General features: G+C 60.9%; 15 protein-coding genes and 2 pseudogenes. 10 read left to right on the forward strand and 7 right to left on the reverse strand.

What is annotated here, in order from left to right; translation table 11 throughout:
• Positions 1 to 196 precede the first annotated feature (196 nt).
• From PSH78_RS08560 to cysB, 4 genes are all read left to right on the forward strand, one after another.
• Positions 197 to 1,150, forward strand: a complete 954-nt coding sequence (locus PSH78_RS08560; RefSeq protein WP_305499750.1) for a putative 2-dehydropantoate 2-reductase — start codon at positions 197 to 199, stop codon at positions 1,148 to 1,150.
• A 20-nt stretch (positions 1,151 to 1,170) separates the two neighbouring features.
• The gene (locus tag PSH78_RS08565; RefSeq protein ID WP_305499751.1) at positions 1,171 to 2,076 is read left to right on the forward strand and encodes a 5'-nucleotidase; all 906 of its coding nucleotides are present in this window, start codon (positions 1,171 to 1,173) and stop codon (positions 2,074 to 2,076) included.
• A 67-nt stretch (positions 2,077 to 2,143) separates the two neighbouring features.
• Entirely contained in the window at positions 2,144 to 2,644 is a 501-nt protein-coding gene (locus PSH78_RS08570; RefSeq protein WP_305499752.1) for a universal stress protein, read from the forward strand.
• 112 nt (positions 2,645 to 2,756) lie between these two features.
• Positions 2,757 to 3,731, forward strand: a complete 975-nt coding sequence (gene cysB, locus PSH78_RS08575) for an HTH-type transcriptional regulator CysB (RefSeq protein WP_090284966.1) — start codon at positions 2,757 to 2,759, stop codon at positions 3,729 to 3,731.
• Between the two features lie 8 nt (positions 3,732 to 3,739).
• Here cysB and PSH78_RS08580 read toward each other — a convergent pair whose 3' ends face one another.
• Both PSH78_RS08580 and PSH78_RS08585 read right to left on the reverse strand, forming a co-directional pair.
• On the reverse strand, positions 3,740 to 4,222 hold the full coding sequence (locus PSH78_RS08580; RefSeq protein ID WP_305499756.1) for a transcription elongation factor GreAB: 483 nt from the start codon (positions 4,220 to 4,222) through the stop codon (positions 3,740 to 3,742).
• A 2-nt stretch (positions 4,223 to 4,224) separates the two neighbouring features.
• Positions 4,225 to 4,617, reverse strand: a complete 393-nt coding sequence (locus PSH78_RS08585; protein ID WP_305499758.1) for a hypothetical protein — start codon at positions 4,615 to 4,617, stop codon at positions 4,225 to 4,227.
• A gap of 123 nt (positions 4,618 to 4,740) precedes the next feature.
• On the opposite strand from PSH78_RS08585, the gene earP reads away from it, so the two are divergent.
• Together earP and PSH78_RS08595 are read left to right on the forward strand one after the other, a co-directional pair.
• Complete coding sequence (earP, locus tag PSH78_RS08590; RefSeq protein ID WP_305499759.1) at positions 4,741 to 5,874, forward strand: elongation factor P maturation arginine rhamnosyltransferase EarP; 1,134 nt, start codon at positions 4,741 to 4,743, stop codon at positions 5,872 to 5,874.
• 48 nt (positions 5,875 to 5,922) lie between these two features.
• Positions 5,923 to 6,492 carry an elongation factor P gene (locus PSH78_RS08595; protein ID WP_025113141.1) on the forward strand — a complete coding sequence of 190 codons (570 nt, stop codon included), beginning with the start codon at positions 5,923 to 5,925 and terminating at the stop codon, positions 6,490 to 6,492.
• Positions 6,493 to 6,581: 89 nt separating this feature from the next.
• On the opposite strand, the gene PSH78_RS08600 is transcribed toward PSH78_RS08595, so the two are convergent.
• The 3 genes from PSH78_RS08600 to PSH78_RS08610 form a co-directional block, all read right to left on the reverse strand.
• Positions 6,582 to 7,595, reverse strand: a complete 1,014-nt coding sequence (locus tag PSH78_RS08600; protein ID WP_305499763.1) for an alpha/beta hydrolase — start codon at positions 7,593 to 7,595, stop codon at positions 6,582 to 6,584.
• 36 nt (positions 7,596 to 7,631) lie between these two features.
• A complete protein-coding gene (locus tag PSH78_RS08605) occupies positions 7,632 to 8,051 on the reverse strand; it encodes an organic hydroperoxide resistance protein (protein WP_305499765.1) in 420 nt (139 codons plus the stop codon).
• Positions 8,052 to 8,581: 530 nt separating this feature from the next.
• Entirely contained in the window at positions 8,582 to 9,043 is a 462-nt protein-coding gene (locus tag PSH78_RS08610; RefSeq protein WP_305499767.1) for a MarR family winged helix-turn-helix transcriptional regulator, read from the reverse strand.
• Positions 9,044 to 9,190: 147 nt separating this feature from the next.
• Between PSH78_RS08610 and PSH78_RS08615 the strand changes: the two are divergent.
• Positions 9,191 to 9,941, forward strand: a pseudogene (locus PSH78_RS08615) (sulfite exporter TauE/SafE family protein).
• On the opposite strand, the pseudogene PSH78_RS08620 reads toward PSH78_RS08615, so the two are convergent.
• Positions 9,931 to 10,786: pseudogene (locus tag PSH78_RS08620) on the reverse strand (LysR substrate-binding domain-containing protein). The pseudogenes PSH78_RS08615 and PSH78_RS08620 overlap by 11 nt on opposite strands.
• Positions 10,787 to 10,883: 97 nt before the next feature.
• Between PSH78_RS08620 and PSH78_RS08625 the strand changes: the two are divergent.
• Both PSH78_RS08625 and PSH78_RS08630 read left to right on the forward strand, forming a co-directional pair.
• Complete coding sequence (locus tag PSH78_RS08625) at positions 10,884 to 11,105, forward strand: DUF1127 domain-containing protein (protein ID WP_305499769.1); 222 nt, start codon at positions 10,884 to 10,886, stop codon at positions 11,103 to 11,105.
• A gap of 64 nt (positions 11,106 to 11,169) precedes the next feature.
• Positions 11,170 to 12,399, forward strand: a complete 1,230-nt coding sequence (locus PSH78_RS08630; protein ID WP_305499770.1) for a winged helix-turn-helix domain-containing protein — start codon at positions 11,170 to 11,172, stop codon at positions 12,397 to 12,399.
• Positions 12,400 to 12,533: 134 nt separating this feature from the next.
• Here the strand turns inward: PSH78_RS08630 and PSH78_RS08635 are convergent, their stop codons facing one another.
• Positions 12,534 to 13,880 (reverse strand): class II 3-deoxy-7-phosphoheptulonate synthase, encoded by a 1,347-nt coding sequence (locus PSH78_RS08635; protein ID WP_305499772.1) that lies wholly within the window; start codon positions 13,878 to 13,880, stop codon positions 12,534 to 12,536.
• Between the two features lie 141 nt (positions 13,881 to 14,021).
• Here PSH78_RS08635 and PSH78_RS08640 point away from each other — a divergent pair, with 141 nt between their 5' ends.
• Positions 14,022 to 14,777 carry a spermidine synthase gene (locus PSH78_RS08640; protein WP_305499774.1) on the forward strand — a complete coding sequence of 252 codons (756 nt, stop codon included), beginning with the start codon at positions 14,022 to 14,024 and terminating at the stop codon, positions 14,775 to 14,777.
• Positions 14,778 to 14,968 lie beyond the last annotated feature (191 nt).

The following is a 14,968-nucleotide window of genomic DNA, read 5'->3' on the forward strand; positions in this document are numbered from 1 at the left end:
GCGCGGCGGGGAGCCGAACCTTAGCGCGTTAAGAGGTGGCTCGACAATGGGCAGGGGCGGGTTTACTCCCCTATTTTCCGGGTAACCGTGATCGGGTCGGCCCGCGAAGGAATAGGTAACCGGGTGTAAGGACGTTTGCATGCCTGGCCGCTCGCGCTGATAGTGTGCAGGGATTGTTCACCAGAGGAGTCGTGTGATGCAGGCAGGCGGTAAACCGAGGATCGGGGTGATCGGCACAGGCGCGATTGGCGGGTTCTATGGCGTGATGCTGGCTCGTGCCGGCTACGACGTTCACTTTCTGCTGCGCAGCGAATTTACCGCCGTGGCCGAGGCTGGCCTGCGGGTCGACAGCGCGGTGCATGGCGCGCTGACGCTCCAGCCGGCCCAGGCCTATCGCTCGGCGGCCGACATGCCGCCTTGCGACTGGCTGCTGGTCGGTGCCAAGACCACCAGCAATGCCGACCTGGCCCCAGCCATCATCCAGGCCGCGGCCGACGGCGCGAAAGTCCTGTTGCTGCAGAATGGCCTGGATGTCGAAGAGCAACTGCGACCACTGTTACCCGATTCACTGCACCTGCTTGGCGGCTTGTGCCTGATCTGCGTGAATCGGGTCGGCCCGGGCGTCATTGCCCACCAGGCGCTCGGCGCGATCAACATCGGTTACCACAGCGGTCCCGGGACGGATCAGGCCGCACGCATGGCGATCGTCGAGGAGGGGGCGCGGCTGTTCCGGGCTGCGGGCCTGGATTCACAGGCCATGCCAGACCTCGGGCAGGCACGCTGGCAGAAACTGGTGTGGAACGTGCCTTATAACGGCCTTTCGGTTCTGCTTGGCGCGAGCACCACGCCGTTGATGGCCGACGACCACAGTCGTGGCCTGATCCAGGCGCTGATGGCTGAAGTGGTGCGTGGCGCACAAGCCTGCGGTCATGAGATCGCGCCAGGCTACGCGGAATATCTGTTCACGATGACCGGAAAAATGCCCGACTATTGGCCCAGCATGTACCACGATTATTCCCAACGGCGCCCGTTGGAGCTGGAGGCGATCTACGCTCGGCCACTGGCGAGGGCCAGGGCGGCGGGGTGCGAGTTGCCGAAAATCGAAGCCTTGTATCAGGCGCTGGCGTTCATCGATCGACGCAACCGCTGATCGGACGAAACGGGGGAAGCATGGCAAACAATATCGATGACAGGCTGGTGCTGGCGATTTCGTCGCGAGCGCTGTTCGACCTGAGCGAAAGCCACAAGGTTTACCTGTCGGGGGGCGTCGAAGCCTATCGGCAATACCAGATCGAACACGAGGATGAAGTCCTCGCGCCGGGGGATGCCTTCGCGCTCGTGCAGAAACTGCTCAACCTCAACGAGCATCTGGGCCGTGCCCGCGTCGAGGTGATCCTGGTTTCGCGTAACAGCGCCGACACCGGTCTGCGGGTATTCAATTCGATTCATCATTACGGCCTGGCGATTTCCCGTGCCGCGTTCGTCGGCGGTCGCAGCCCATACCCGTACCTCAAGGCGTTCGGCTGTGATCTGTTCCTGTCCACTCACGCCGAAGATGTGCGCAGTGCCCTGGACGCCGGATTTGCCGCGGCGACGATTCTCTCGGGCGGTGCCAGCCGCGCCGCCAGCGAAGAGCTGCGCATTGCCTTTGACGGCGACGCGGTGCTGTTTTCCGACGAGTCTGAGCGCGTCTACCAGGCTGGTGGCCTGGAAGCGTTCCAGGCCAGCGAACGCCAGGCCGCGCGCGAGCCGCTGCGAGGAGGGCCGTTCAAGGGGTTCCTCGCGGCGCTCAATGCGCTGCAACGCGAATTCCCCGAGGACGCCTGCCCGATCCGCACCGCGCTGGTCACCGCCCGTTCGGCACCGGCCCATGAGCGGGTCATCCGCACGTTGCGCGAATGGGACATCCGCCTGGACGAGTCGCTGTTCCTCGGCGGGCTGACCAAGTCCGCCTTCCTCGAAGCCTTTGCCGCCGACGTGTTTTTCGACGACCAGACCGGGCACTGCGAACTTGCCCGGGAAGTGGTCGCCACCGGGCATGTGCCCCACGGCATCAGTAACGAAGTGAAGCCCTGAGCGCCCGTTCCCCGGGGCGCTGCTAAGCTGAATCAATCTCCGCCATCCTGGCACTCGAGGAGGTCACATGATTCGTTCGATGCTGTATGCCACGGACCTGGGGCTGTACGCCCCGTATGTGATGCAGCATGCCTTGGCGTTGGCACGGACGTTTGAAGCCGAGTTGTATGTGGTGCATGCGGTAGAGCCGATGGGGCTGTTCGCCGAATCGGTGTTGCAGAGCTATCTCGACGAGCAGGCGTTGAACGAATTTCATCGCCAGGGTCTGAGTACGGTGATGGCTAACATCGAGCAGCGGGTCCTCGACAATTTTCGCGAAGAGTTGGGCGAGGGGCAGCAGGACCTGAAACTGATCAAGTCGGTTCGGGTGTTCCAGGGCGATCCCTCCCAGGTCATTCTTGAACAGGCTGCGAAACTCTCTGTCGATTTGCTGATCGTAGGCAGTCATTGCCAGGGGGCGAGCGGCGAGACGCCGTTGGGCAGGACCGCCGCGCGGGTATTGCAGTTATCCCGCGTGCCGGTCTACCTGGTGCCGCTGGTCCAGCGCAGGCGCCAGGGCGAAGCTTGAGGCTAAATGATGGCTTTTTATAAAAAGTTCTAGATTTATTGGTGCGACCATTCATATAGTTATATACACCGTCGCTGATGCCCGTGACGTCCAACTGCTTTGAGGGATACATATGAAGCTTCAACAACTGCGCTACATCTGGGAAGTGGCGCACCACGACCTCAACGTTTCCGCAACCGCTCAAAGCCTCTACACGTCGCAACCTGGCATCAGCAAGCAGATCCGCCTCCTGGAAGACGAGCTGGGCGTCGAAGTCTTCGCCCGCAGCGGCAAGCACCTGACTCGCGTCACGCCCGCCGGTGAACGCATCATCACCACCGCCGGCGAGATCCTGCGCAAGGTCGAAAGCATCAAGCAGATCGCCCAGGAATTCTCCAACGAGAAAAAAGGCACCCTGTCCATCGCGACCACCCACACCCAGGCGCGTTATGCCTTGCCGCCGGTCATCAGCAATTTCATCAAGCAATACCCGGACGTGGCGCTGCACATGCATCAGGGTTCGCCGATGCAGATCGCCGAAATGGCCGCTGACGGCACCGTCGATTTCGCCATCGCCACCGAGGCCCTGGAACTGTTCGGGGACTTGGTGATGATGCCGTGCTATCGCTGGAACCGCTGCGTGGTCGTGCCTCACGGGCATCCGCTGACCAAGCTGCCGAAACTGACTCTCGAAGCGCTGGCCGAATACCCGATCGTGACTTATGTGTTCGGTTTCACCGGTCGTTCGAAACTCGACGAAGCCTTCAGCCATCGCGGCCTGACCCCGAAAGTGGTATTCACCGCTGCCGACGCCGACGTGATCAAGACCTATGTGCGCCTCGGACTGGGCGTGGGCATCGTCGCGAAGATGGCGGTCGACACCAAGCTCGACAATGACCTGGTGGTTCTGGATGCGAGCGAGTTGTTCGAATCCAGCGTGACCAAGATCGGTTTCCGCCGCGGTACTTTCCTGCGCGGATTCATGTGCGATTTCATCGAGAAATTTGCCCCGCACCTGACCCGGGAAGTCATGGCCAAGGCCATCCAGTGCCACAACAAGCAGGAACTTGAAGAACTGTTCGACGGCGTCGAACTGCCGGTGCATTAAACAGACCTCTAGATCGCCTCGGTGACAGCGAACTGTTGCCGGGCGCCTGCCACGACGATCTCCACTTCATCCCCTTCGAATTTGCCCAACAGGCCTCGTCCCAGTGGTGAGCGAGGGGTGATGACGGTGATCGGCTGCCCCACCAGGGAGACCTTCAGTCCTGCTGCGTCAGGTCCCAGGAACAGCCACTGCTGGCGACCCTCCTCATCTTCCAGCCCGATCAATGTGCCGACCTGGATGCCGCGTTCTTCATCGTAAGGTCTCAGCGCCAGGTTCTGGCAGAGCACCAGTGCCTGGCGGATTTCCTCCACGCGCCTGGCTTGCCCGGCGGCAAGGTATGAAGCCTCCAGGCCCAGGGTGTCGTATTTGTTTTCGGCGATATTTTCCTCGTGGGTCGCGGTTTCGTAGGCGGTCTGCGCGGCGCGTTCGGCGATATCGAGGTCAATCCTGAGCTTGTCGAGAATCAGTTGGTGGACGGTCTGTTTGTTCATGTTCATTCGCAGAATTGCAGGACATTGGCGCGGCTTTTCTCGCTAGGCGCGTTCTGGTCCTGTTGGAGCCAGAATTGACACTTGGGGTTGGACAGGTTGCGAGGGTTGCTGCGGGCCTGGTCGAGGGCCTGGCGTTGCTCGTTCTTCTGCAGGTTCTGTTGATACTGCTCGAACATTGGGGTTGGCGTTGGGGTCGGCTCCGGGGCTGGCGGTGCTGCCGGCGGCTGCGCCAATTGATGAACCGCGGCGGCCACCGGGGCCAGTTGTTCATCGAACAGAAACCTGGACAGCAGCCATCCTGTCAGCACGATGGCAAGGAATCCCAGCCACAAACCCAAGGCGATGCCCAGCGTCAGTTGCAACGTTGTGAGGCGGGGAGAGGAGTGGTCGGGCATGTCTGCTACCTGGCGATGAACATGGAGGATGCGTTGATTGTCGCATGAAGATTAATCGCCGTCGGCCCTTCTGCTTCAAGGCTTTAATGCGGGACAATCAGGCTTTGCCACAGGGAGTCGGGAATGACTGTGCGTTGGGATATTTTTTGCACCGTCGTCGATAACTATGGCGACATCGGCGTCACCTGGCGCCTGGCTCGGCAATTGGTCGCCGAGCATCAATGCGCGGTGCGGCTGTGGGTCGACGACCTGCGTGCCTTCGAGCGGTTATGTCCGTCTATCGACGTCACGCTGACCGAGCAATGGCAGCAAGGCGTACAAGTGCGCCACTGGCCCCAGGACTGGCAGCCCACCGAAGCTGTCGATGTGGTGATCGCCGCTTTTGCCTGCCAGTTGCCCAGCGCCTACATGGACGCGATGGCCGAGCGTCCGGCGGCGCCTTTGTGGATGAACCTCGATTACCTGAGCGCCGAGGACTGGGTGATCGGTTGTCACGGTTTGCCGTCGGTGAAGTACAAACATGTGCAGAAATATTTCTTTTTTCCGGGCTTCCAGGAGGGCACGGGTGGCTTGCTGCGTGAGGCCGGTTTGTTGGAGCGTCGTCGAGAGTTTCAGCAGAATGGCGAGGCACAAAGGGCTTTCCTGCAAGGATTGGGCGTCGAGCGCGAGTCCGGGGCGCGGCTGATTTCGCTGTTTGCCTATGAGAACGACGGTTTGGCCAGCTGGTTTGATGCGCTGGCGAGGGATGCTCGTCCGTCGCATGTGCTGGTTCCGGAAAGCCGCATCCTCGCCGATGTGGAGCGTTGGGTTGGTATCGGCGGCCTGAAAGCCGGTGCCGTGCATCGCCGTGGCGCCCTGACCGTGCAGGTGCTGCCTTTCGTGCGTCAGGATGAATACGACCAACTGTTGTGGTGCTGTGATTTCAACGCCGTGCGTGGTGAAGATTCCTTCGTGCGCGCGCAGTGGGCTGGCCGGCCGCTGCTCTGGCACATCTATCAACAGGAAGAAGACGTCCACCTGGAAAAACTCGAGGCGTTTCTCCGCTTGTATACCGAGGGGCTCCCGGAGGCTGCGGAAAAAGCGATCAGCGGTCTCTGGCGGGCCTGGAACGCCGGCCAAGGCGTGGCAGAGCACTGGAGCGCCGCCTGCGAGCAACACCAGGTGCTCGCCGAACATGCCCAGGCATGGTGCCAGAAACAGGCCTCTCGAGCCGATCTTGCCACGGCGCTGGTGAAGTTTTACCGAAATTGGATATGATACGCGGCCTAGATTTTTGTAAATCCCATCCAAATTCGGATATTCGCAATGAAAACTGGTAAAGAACTCAAACCCGGTACCGTGATTCGTATCGACAACGATCCTTGGCTGGTTCAGAAAGCTGAATTCACCAAGTCGGGTCGTAACAGCGCGATCATGAAGACCAAGCTGAAAAACCTGCTGACCGGCTACAAGACCGAAACCGTCTACGGTGCGGACGACAAGCTGGACGACGTGATCCTGGACCGTAAAGAGGCGACCCTGTCTTTCATCAGCGGCGATACCTACACGTTCATGGACACCACCGACTACACCATGTACGAACTGAACGCCGAAGACATCGAAAGCGTCCTGCCATTCGTTGAAGAAGGCATGACCGACGTCTGCGAAGCCGTATTCTTCGAAGAGCGCCTGGTTTCCGTGGAACTGCCGACCACTATCGTGCGTGTAGTTGACTACACTGAAGGTTCCGCTCGCGGCGACACTTCCGGCAAGGTCATGAAGCCTGCCAAGCTGAGCAACGGTACTGAGCTGCAAGTTGCTGATTTCATCGAAATCGGTGACAAGATTGAGATCGATACCCGCGAAGGCGGTTCCTACAAAGGCCGCGCTAAATAAGCGAAGCTTTCTGTATGAAAGAAAAGCCCGACCATTGAGTCGGGCTTTTTATTTCCTTCATTTTCGGTCCGGGCTCTGTGGCTCCACCATTACTTCAGGTGTTGCTTGAGTTCCTGGGACGCCTGCAGCATCGCCGAACGCACCGCCGGCACCTGGCTCACCACGTTAAGCAAGCCATAGTCGTGGATCATGCCGTTGTAGCGCACGGCTGTAACCGGTACACCCGCCGCATCCAGTTTGCGAGCGTAGGCTTCACCTTCGTCGCGCAGCACATCAGCCTCGGCGGTCTGCACCAGCGCCGGCGGCAGGCCCTTGAGTTGTGCGGTGGTTGCCCGCAATGGCGAGGCATAGATCTCGTTTCGCTGCCCGGCATCGGTGGTGTAGTTGTCCCAGAACCACTTCATCATGTTCTTGCTGAGGAAGTGCCCTTCGGCAAACTGGTTGTAGGACGCCGTCTCGAAGCTGGCATCAGTCACCGGCCACAACAATGCCTGGAAGCGGATCGCCGGCGTACCCTTGTCCTTGGCCATCAGCGCGACCACGGCCGCCATGTTGCCGCCGACGCTGTTGCCCGCTACGGCCAGGCGCTTGCCATCAACGTTGATCTGTTTGCCATTCTCGGCCACCCACTTTGTCGCGGCGTATGCCTGGTTGATCGCGACCGGGTAATGCGCCTCGGGCGATGGCGTGTAGTTGACGAACACCGCAACGGCACCCGAACCCGCTACCAGATCCCGAACCAGTCGTTCATGGGTGGGGAAATCACCCAGTACCCAGCCACCGCCGTGGAAGAACATGAACGCGGGCAGCTCACCCTTGACCCCGGCCGGACGAACGATGGTCAGGCTGATCGACTGGCCATCGACCTGGATGGTTTTCTCGCTGACGTCGGCCTTGGGCAGCGTCAACTTCACCCCCGCCTGGGCGCCGACCAGTACGGCACGGGCGTCCTTGGGCGACAGCTGCTCCAGCGGTTTGCCGGTGCCGGCATTCAGTGCGTCGAGGAACGCCTGGGTGTTGTGCTCGACGATGCCGTCGGCGAAGGCGTTGCTGATGCTCAGGGCGAGGAGGGTGCCGGTCAGGGCTTTGCTGAGGGTGTTCATGTGAATCTCCTTGAAGGTCGGTCCGGGGTAGGGGGTTTAGACAGTTACGTGCAGGCGAACATCAACGTTGCCGCGGGTGGCGTTCGAGTACGGGCAAACCTGGTGAGCAGCTTCCACAAGGCTTTGGGCGTCGGCCTGGTCAAGACCTGGCAGGCTGATGTGCAGGTCGATGTCGAGACCGAAACCACCGGGGATCTGGCCGATGCCGACGTGAGCGGTGATCGAGGCGTCGTCCGGAATCTTGCGTTTGCTCTGGCTGGCGACAAATTTCAGCGCGCCGATGAAGCAGGCCGAGTAGCCGGCGGCGAACAGTTGCTCTGGGTTGGTCGCAGCACCGCCCGCACCGCCGAGTTCCTTGGGCGTGGCAAGTTTGACGTCGAGGATGTTGTCGCTCGAGATGGCACGACCGTCACGGCCGCCGGTGGAGGTTGCGATTGCGGTGTAGAGAGTTTTCATGATGGACGCCTCGTTTTATGGTTGGTTTATTACGCTAAATGTTTGCGCGCTAAGTAGGTGTGAAGAGAATGTAATGCACAAGTATTTTGGGCGCAAGATAAATTTTGGGATGAGTTTGGACAGACTGACCCTGGATGGCTGAAAGCCTTGTTCTAGAGCGGTTTTATAGGTGGCAGATTTTTTTGATGCGTGAGGTCTGGCGGACGGTGTGACCGCTATCGCGAGCAAGCTCGCTCCCACAGGGATTGGTGGTGGTCATGGATTTTGTGACCAGTGCTGGTCAATGTGGGAGCGAGCCTGCTCGCGAAAGCGGTGGTTCAGTTGGCGGCGATGCTGGAGATGCCGACGCCTTCGCGAGCAGGCTCGCTCCCACAGGGGAAGTGGTGGTGGCCACGGATTTTGTGACCAGTGAAGGTCAATGTGGGAGTGAGCCTGCTCGCGAAAGCGGTGGTTCAGTTGGCGGCGATGCTGGAGGTGCCGGAGCCTTCGCGAGCAGGCTCGCGCCCACAGGGATTGGCTGCGTCAGAAAATCAAAGGCTGTCCTGCAAATGCCCGCGCAGTTCCTGCAGGTCATGTTGCAGTTTTTTCAGTTGCTCCAACGTCTGGCCGCTGGCGGCGAGGATGCATTGGGGGATGTCGAGGGCCTTTTTCTGCAGGGCGCGGCCTTGTTCGGTCAGCTCGACAATGACCACGCGTTCATCTTCGCGGCTGCGGGTGCGACTCAACAGGCCTTCAGCCTCCAGGCGCTTGAGCAGCGGGGTCAGTGAACCAGGGTCGGTGAGCAGGCGGTTACTGATTTCGCCGACGGTCAGCCCGTCTTGCTCCCACAACACCATCATCGCCAGGTACTGCGGATAGGTCAGGCCCAATGCCTGAAGCAGGGGCTTGTAGACCTTGGTCATCAACAGCGACGTGGAGTGCAGGGCGAAGCAGACCTGGTTTTCCAGCAGCAGGGCTTCGCAAGGATCGGGGGTGTCGTGTCGGGTAGTCATGGCAAAACCTTTCATCAATGATCGTTACGAATCTAGCGGACAAGCCTTTAATGCACCAGATAATTCTGACGTATTGATCAGCCGTTACGTTTCCTGGTGACCGCCAACTGGGTAGGATAGGCGCCCTGATTAAGGGGAGAGTCGTCTGTGATCGAGGTCGTGCTGTATTTGCTGCTGGGCGCCGCGCTGGGCACTTTGGGGGGATTGTTCGGCATTGGTGGCGGGCTGATCGCGATTCCAGTGCTGGGTGTATGGTTCGGCCTGGATCAGCATCTCGCCCAAGGTACTGCCTTGGTGATGGTCGTCCCCAACGTGATGCTGGCGCTGTGGCGTTATCACCAGCGTAATCGTATCGAAATGCGCCATGTCCTGCCGCTGGCATCCATGGGCTTCTGCTTCGCGTGGCTTGGCTCCATCTGGGCCGTGGGCATTGACGCGCAAAGCATGCGGGTTGGTTTTGTGGTGTTCCTGGTGGTCTTGGCGGCCTACAACCTGATCCGCATGTTCGCCGCGACGGCGCCGGCTTCGGCGCAAATGCGCCACGGCTGGCCTTGGCTCGCCGTGCTGGGGGCTGCGTCGGGCACCATGGGCGGGCTGTTTGGCGTGGGCGGAGCAGTTGTCGCCACGCCAATACTCACCAGCGTGTTTGGCACTTCCCAGGTCGTCGCCCAAGGGTTGTCCCTGGCGCTGGCCTTGCCCAGCACGGGTGTGACCCTGGCCACCTATGCGTTTCACCATGAGGTGAACTGGTGGATCGGGCTGCCCCTGGCTGTCGGTGGGCTGATGAGCATCAGTTGGGGGGTGAAGGTCGCCCACGCGATGCCGGAGCGATTGCTGCGCGGGCTGTTCTGCGGTTTTCCTGGTGCTGTGCGCGGTGTTGCTCCTGCTTAAAGTTTGAAACCTTCGACGATGTGTTCGGCCAGGCACTCGGTGATCGGCGACGGATTGTGCAGGTTGCGGATCAACATGATGCTGGCCTCGGGCAGCTCCGGCAGGTTCTCGGCCTCGCCGAGGACGCGCATGTCCGGGGTCAGCAGGCTCTCCAGTTGCGCGGTGATCGCCAGACCCGCGCCGACCACTGCCATGATCGCCGACAGGCTTGAGCTGTTGTACGCCACGCGATAATCACGCCCCATGGCGTCCAGCGCATTACACGCCCATTGCCGACAGAAACAATCACTGTTGAACATCGCCAGCGGCAGCGGTGTTTGTTCATGGGTGTTGAAGCAGGCCGCCTCGGCCCCAGACAAAACGTTCCTTGCGCAGCAACTGGCCGATCTCGTCGCCTGGTTTGCGAGTGACGATGGACAGGTCGAGATCCTGGCGCAGCAGCAGTTGCTTGGACGATTCGCAGTGCACTTCGATTTCGATCAGTGGATAGAACTGGGCGAAGCGCTGCAGGATTCCCGGCAAAAAGCGCATCACATAATCATCCGGGGTGCCGATGCGGACCGTGCCGACCATGTGCGGTTCGCGCAGCGTGTTGAACACTTCGCTGTGCAGCTTGAGGATCCGCCGGGCATAACCCAGCAACACCTGGCCCTCGGCGGTGAGCTTGACCTGCCGCCCGTCGCGCTCGAACAGGCGGCGCTGCAAGACGTCCTCTTCGAGGCGCTTCATCTGCATGCTGACGGCCGATTGCGTACGGTTGACCAGCTCCCCGGCGCGAGTGAAACCGCCCTGGTCGGCGATGGCGACGAAGGTCCGCAGCACTTCCGTATCGATGCTCGGGTAACTCGACAATTGATCAATCTCCGAGATGTATTGCATAAGAAACATTCGTTGGATTGATCTTATCCCTGGCGCGAGACTAGAGCCATCCCCAACGGAGGACATCACGATGAAAGGTCAAAAAGGTTATTTGCTGATTGATAAATTCTCATCCCACGGTTTTTCGCTCAGCGCGCTGTTGCACAAGTTTAGCCGCTGGTACGAATTGCACCACGAGCGTGAACTGCTCGCCTCGATGAGCGATGAGGCGCTCAAGGACATAGGCGTCAGCCGTGCCGATGTGGAAAAGGAAGTGGTTCGGCCATTCTGGGATGACCCGATGCACAAATGAGCCATCCTTCCCTACACAAACCGCTTAATGGTGAGGTAGGTTGCGAGCAGACAAGGAGATCTCCATGCCCGCGACTGTATCCTTTACCCTCAAACAGGCCCGACGCCTGGCGTTGGCCGCCCAAGGATTCGATGGGCGGCCATCGCCAGCCTCGGTGCAACCCGCGCGCCTCAACCGTCTGATCGAGCGCCTCGGCGTCGTGCAGATCGATTCAGTCAATGCCCTGGTGCGCTCGCATTACCTCCCGCTGTTCTCCCGCCTTGGTCACTACAATCGCGACTTGCTCGATCAGGCAGCCTGGAGCCAGGGGCGCCGTCGCACGTTGTTTGAATATTGGGGACATGAAGCTTCGCTGCTGCCGGTTGCGATGTATCCGCTGATGCGTTGGCGCATGGCGCGGGCGGCCCGTGGCGAAGGCATCTACCAGCAGTTGGCGCGGTTTGGTCGTGAGCAGCAGGACGTGATTCATCGGGTCCTTCAGGCGGTTCGGGAACAGGGCGCGATTGGCGCCGGCAGCTTGTCCACGCGTCAGGAGAAGGCGGGGCCCTGGTGGGACTGGAGCGCCGAGAAACATGCGCTGGAATGGCTGTTCGCCGCGGGCGAAGTCACCGTAGCCGGGCGACGGGGGTTCGAGCGGCTCTATGATCTGCCTGAGCGGGTGCTGCCCGAGTCGGTCCTGCGCCAACCGCAGCCGGACGAAGCCCAGGCCCAGCGCGCGTTGCTCCTGCATGCGGCGCAGGCCTTGGGCGTCGGCACCGAGAAGGACCTGCGTGATTACTTCCGCCTGGATCCGGCCGACACCCGTGCTCGACTGGCCGAGTTGGAGGAGGCGGGTGAATTGTTGCGATGTCAGGTGCAGGACTGGAAGCAGCCGGCCTGGTGCCAGCCTACCGTGAAAATCCCCCGCAAGGTCGCTGCCAGTGCCTTGCTGTCACCGTTCGACTCGCTGGTCTGGGAGCGCAGCCGCACCGAGCGGTTGTTCGACTTCCGCTATCGCCTGGAAATCTACACGCCGGTGCACAAGCGCGTGTATGGCTATTACGTCTTGCCGTTTTTGCACAATGAACGGATTGCGGCGCGGGTCGATCTTCGTGCGGAGCGGGCCTTGGGACGGCTGGCCGTGCATGCCGTGCACGAGGAAGAGCCGGGGCTTGACGAGGAGGGCATGCAGGCGCTGGCGATGAATCTGCGGCGCATGGCTGACTGGTTGGGACTGGAGCGGGTGCAGCTCAATTGCGAGCGGGAGGGTGGGGTGCGGCTGGCGGTGGCATTGGCGGGGGTTGATGGTGACTGAATTGGCCTCTTCGCGAGCAGGCTCGCTCCCACAGGGTATTTATGGTGACCACGGCTTTTGTGTCCGCAGCCAATCACCTATGGGAGCGAGCCTGCTCGCGAATCGATTGAGCAGGCGAAGAAGCCTTTACTGATCTACCGCCGAACCTGCTTCAGCGTCTCGGCAATCAAGAACGCCAGTTCCAGCGACTGATCGGCATTCATCCGTGGGTCGCAATGCGTGTGGTAACGATCCGACAGCCCATCCTCGGTGATCGGTCGGGCGCCGCCGATGCATTCGGTGACGTTCTGCCCAGTCATCTCGATATGAATCCCGCCGGCGTAGGTCCCTTCGGCTTCATGCACCTGGAAGAACTGCTTCACCTCGCCAAGAATCTGCGCAAAATCGCGGGTCTTGTAGCCGCTGCTGGCCTTGATGGTATTGCCGTGCATCGGGTCGGAACTCCACAGCACCTGCTTGCCTTCGCGCTGCACGGCGCGCAACAGTTGCGGCAGGTGATCAGCGACCTTGTTGGCGCCCATCCGCGCGATCAGGTTCAGTCGACCGGGGTCGTTGTCCGGGTTGAGCACGTCGATCAGGCGGATCAGGTCGTCAGGGTTCATGCTCGGGCCGACCTTGACCCCGATCGGGTTGTTCACCCCGCGCAGGAACTCCACATGCGCTCCGTCCAACTGGCGGGTGCGGTCGCCGATCCACAGCATGTGGGCCGAGCAGTCGTAATAATCATTGGTCAGGCTGTCACGGCGTACGAAGGCTTCTTCATAGTTGAGCAACAACGCTTCGTGGGCGGTGAAAAAACTCGTCTCGCGCAGTTGCGGCGAGCTGTCCATGCCGCAGGCGCGCATGAACGCCAGGGTTTCGTCGATACGGTCGGCCAGGTGGCTGTACTTTTCCGCCAGGGCCGAGTTGGCGATGAAGTCCAGGTTCCACTTGTGCACCTGGTGCAGATCGGCGAACCCGCCCTGGGCGAACGCCCGTAGCAGGTTGAGGGTCGCGGTGGACTGATGATAGGACTGCAACAGCCGCTCCGGATCCGGCACGCGACTTTTCTCGTCGAAGCCGATGCCGTTGACGATGTCGCCCCGGTAGGCCGGCAGTGTCACGCCATCGATCGTCTCATCGTTGGCCGAGCGCGGTTTGGCGAACTGGCCCGCCATGCGCCCGACCTTGACCACCGGGCAACCGGCGGCGAAGGTCATGACGATCGCCATTTGCAGCAGCACCTTGAAGGTGTCGCGGATCTTGGCGGCGGAAAATTCGGCAAAACTCTCGGCGCAATCGCCACCCTGCAACAGGAATGCCCGACCCTGGGTGACTTCGGCAAACTGACGACGCAATTCCCGGGCTTCACCGGCAAACACCAAGGGCGGATAACTGGCCAGGGTCTGCTCCACCTGCAGCAGATGCGCCGCGTCGGGGTAGCGAGGTTGTTGCTGGATCGGCAGGGCGCGCCAGCTGTCAGGGCTCCAGGGTTGGCTCATCATGATCTCTAGGTGATTTACGCTCGGGCGCTCATGTTATCAGCAAATTAGTGCGTGACCTGTTCCGCTCGCTTCGCCGACAATCGCGCCTTTGCCCCGTTTGCGCGGGTTTGAGCCAGCACGGCAACATCAGGAGAAGAAATGACAGAGGAGCGCGTCGAGCATTTGCTCGCCGAGGTGCACGACGAGTTCGGCATGATCCGCGTACTCGAAGTGGCTGATTACCGGTTTCTCGAGTTTGGCGATGCGATCGAGCAGAGCTGCGTGTTCACGGCTGATCCGAGCTGGCTCGAATATGACTACACCCGCGCCATGCTCATCGGTGCGTTGTGCCACGAGCAACCGGAGAGCGCGCTGTTCCTCGGGCTGGGGGCCGGTACGCTGACCCAGGCCTGCCTCAAGTTCCTGCCGCTGGAGGATGTCGAGGCCATCGAACTGCGCCCCGACGTGCCGCGCCTGGCCATCGAATACCTCGGGCTGGACGATGATCCGCGCCTGTACATCCGCGTCGGTGACGCCTTGGAGCTACTCGAAACGGCGGAGCCGGCGGACCTGATTTTCGTCGACCTCTATACCGATGTCGGTCCCGGCGTCGGTCACCTCGCCTGGGGGTTTCTGGAAAACTGCCAGAAGCGCCTCAATCCCGGCGGCTGGCTGGTGATCAACCAGTGGGCCACCGACGACGGCAAGCCGCTAGGCGCGGCGCTCTTGCGCGGCTTGTATCACCGGCACTACTGGGAGTTGCCGGTGAAGGAGGGCAACGTCATCCTGATCGTGCCGGCGGACCTGGACCAGGCGCTGGACATGCAAGGTCTGGTGGCCCGTGCCGAAGGGCTCGCGCCGCGGTTGGGTTATTCGTTGCAATCGTTGATCAAGGCGATCCGCCCGGCGACTTAACACGAACTCGGGGCAACGGAGTGCCTGTGGCGAGGGGATTTATCCCCGCTGGGTCGCGAAGCGGCCCCCTGAAGGCTCGCTCACGTGTAGAATCTCAGGTATTTTCGGGGCCGCTTCGCAGCCCAGCGGGGATAAATCCCCTCACCACAATGGGCTTCATGTCAGCCAAAGATGAACCGTTTTAGCTAACG

The organism is Pseudomonas sp. FP198, assembly GCF_030687895.1.
In the GTDB taxonomy this organism is placed as follows: domain Bacteria; phylum Pseudomonadota; class Gammaproteobacteria; order Pseudomonadales; family Pseudomonadaceae; genus Aquipseudomonas.

Excerpts from the sequence above, each read along its gene's own strand:
- PSH78_RS08560 (WP_305499750.1), top strand. The coding sequence starts at position 197 with ATGCAGGCAGGCGGTAAACCGAGGATCGGGGTGATCGGCACAGGCGCG.
- PSH78_RS08565 (WP_305499751.1), top strand. The coding sequence starts at position 1,171 with ATGGCAAACAATATCGATGACAGGCTGGTGCTGGCGATTTCGTCGCGA.
- PSH78_RS08570 (WP_305499752.1), top strand. The coding sequence starts at position 2,144 with ATGATTCGTTCGATGCTGTATGCCACGGACCTGGGGCTGTACGCCCCG.
- cysB (WP_090284966.1), top strand. The coding sequence starts at position 2,757 with ATGAAGCTTCAACAACTGCGCTACATCTGGGAAGTGGCGCACCACGAC.
- PSH78_RS08580 (WP_305499756.1), bottom strand. The coding sequence starts at position 4,222 with ATGAACAAACAGACCGTCCACCAACTGATTCTCGACAAGCTCAGGATT.
- PSH78_RS08585 (WP_305499758.1), bottom strand. The coding sequence starts at position 4,617 with ATGCCCGACCACTCCTCTCCCCGCCTCACAACGTTGCAACTGACGCTG.
- earP (WP_305499759.1), top strand. The coding sequence starts at position 4,741 with ATGACTGTGCGTTGGGATATTTTTTGCACCGTCGTCGATAACTATGGC.
- PSH78_RS08595 (WP_025113141.1), top strand. The coding sequence starts at position 5,923 with ATGAAAACTGGTAAAGAACTCAAACCCGGTACCGTGATTCGTATCGAC.
- PSH78_RS08600 (WP_305499763.1), bottom strand. The coding sequence starts at position 7,595 with ATGAACACCCTCAGCAAAGCCCTGACCGGCACCCTCCTCGCCCTGAGC.
- PSH78_RS08605 (WP_305499765.1), bottom strand. The coding sequence starts at position 8,051 with ATGAAAACTCTCTACACCGCAATCGCAACCTCCACCGGCGGCCGTGAC.
- PSH78_RS08610 (WP_305499767.1), bottom strand. The coding sequence starts at position 9,043 with ATGACTACCCGACACGACACCCCCGATCCTTGCGAAGCCCTGCTGCTG.
- PSH78_RS08625 (WP_305499769.1), top strand. The coding sequence starts at position 10,884 with ATGAAAGGTCAAAAAGGTTATTTGCTGATTGATAAATTCTCATCCCAC.
- PSH78_RS08630 (WP_305499770.1), top strand. The coding sequence starts at position 11,170 with ATGCCCGCGACTGTATCCTTTACCCTCAAACAGGCCCGACGCCTGGCG.
- PSH78_RS08635 (WP_305499772.1), bottom strand. The coding sequence starts at position 13,880 with ATGAGCCAACCCTGGAGCCCTGACAGCTGGCGCGCCCTGCCGATCCAG.
- PSH78_RS08640 (WP_305499774.1), top strand. The coding sequence starts at position 14,022 with ATGACAGAGGAGCGCGTCGAGCATTTGCTCGCCGAGGTGCACGACGAG.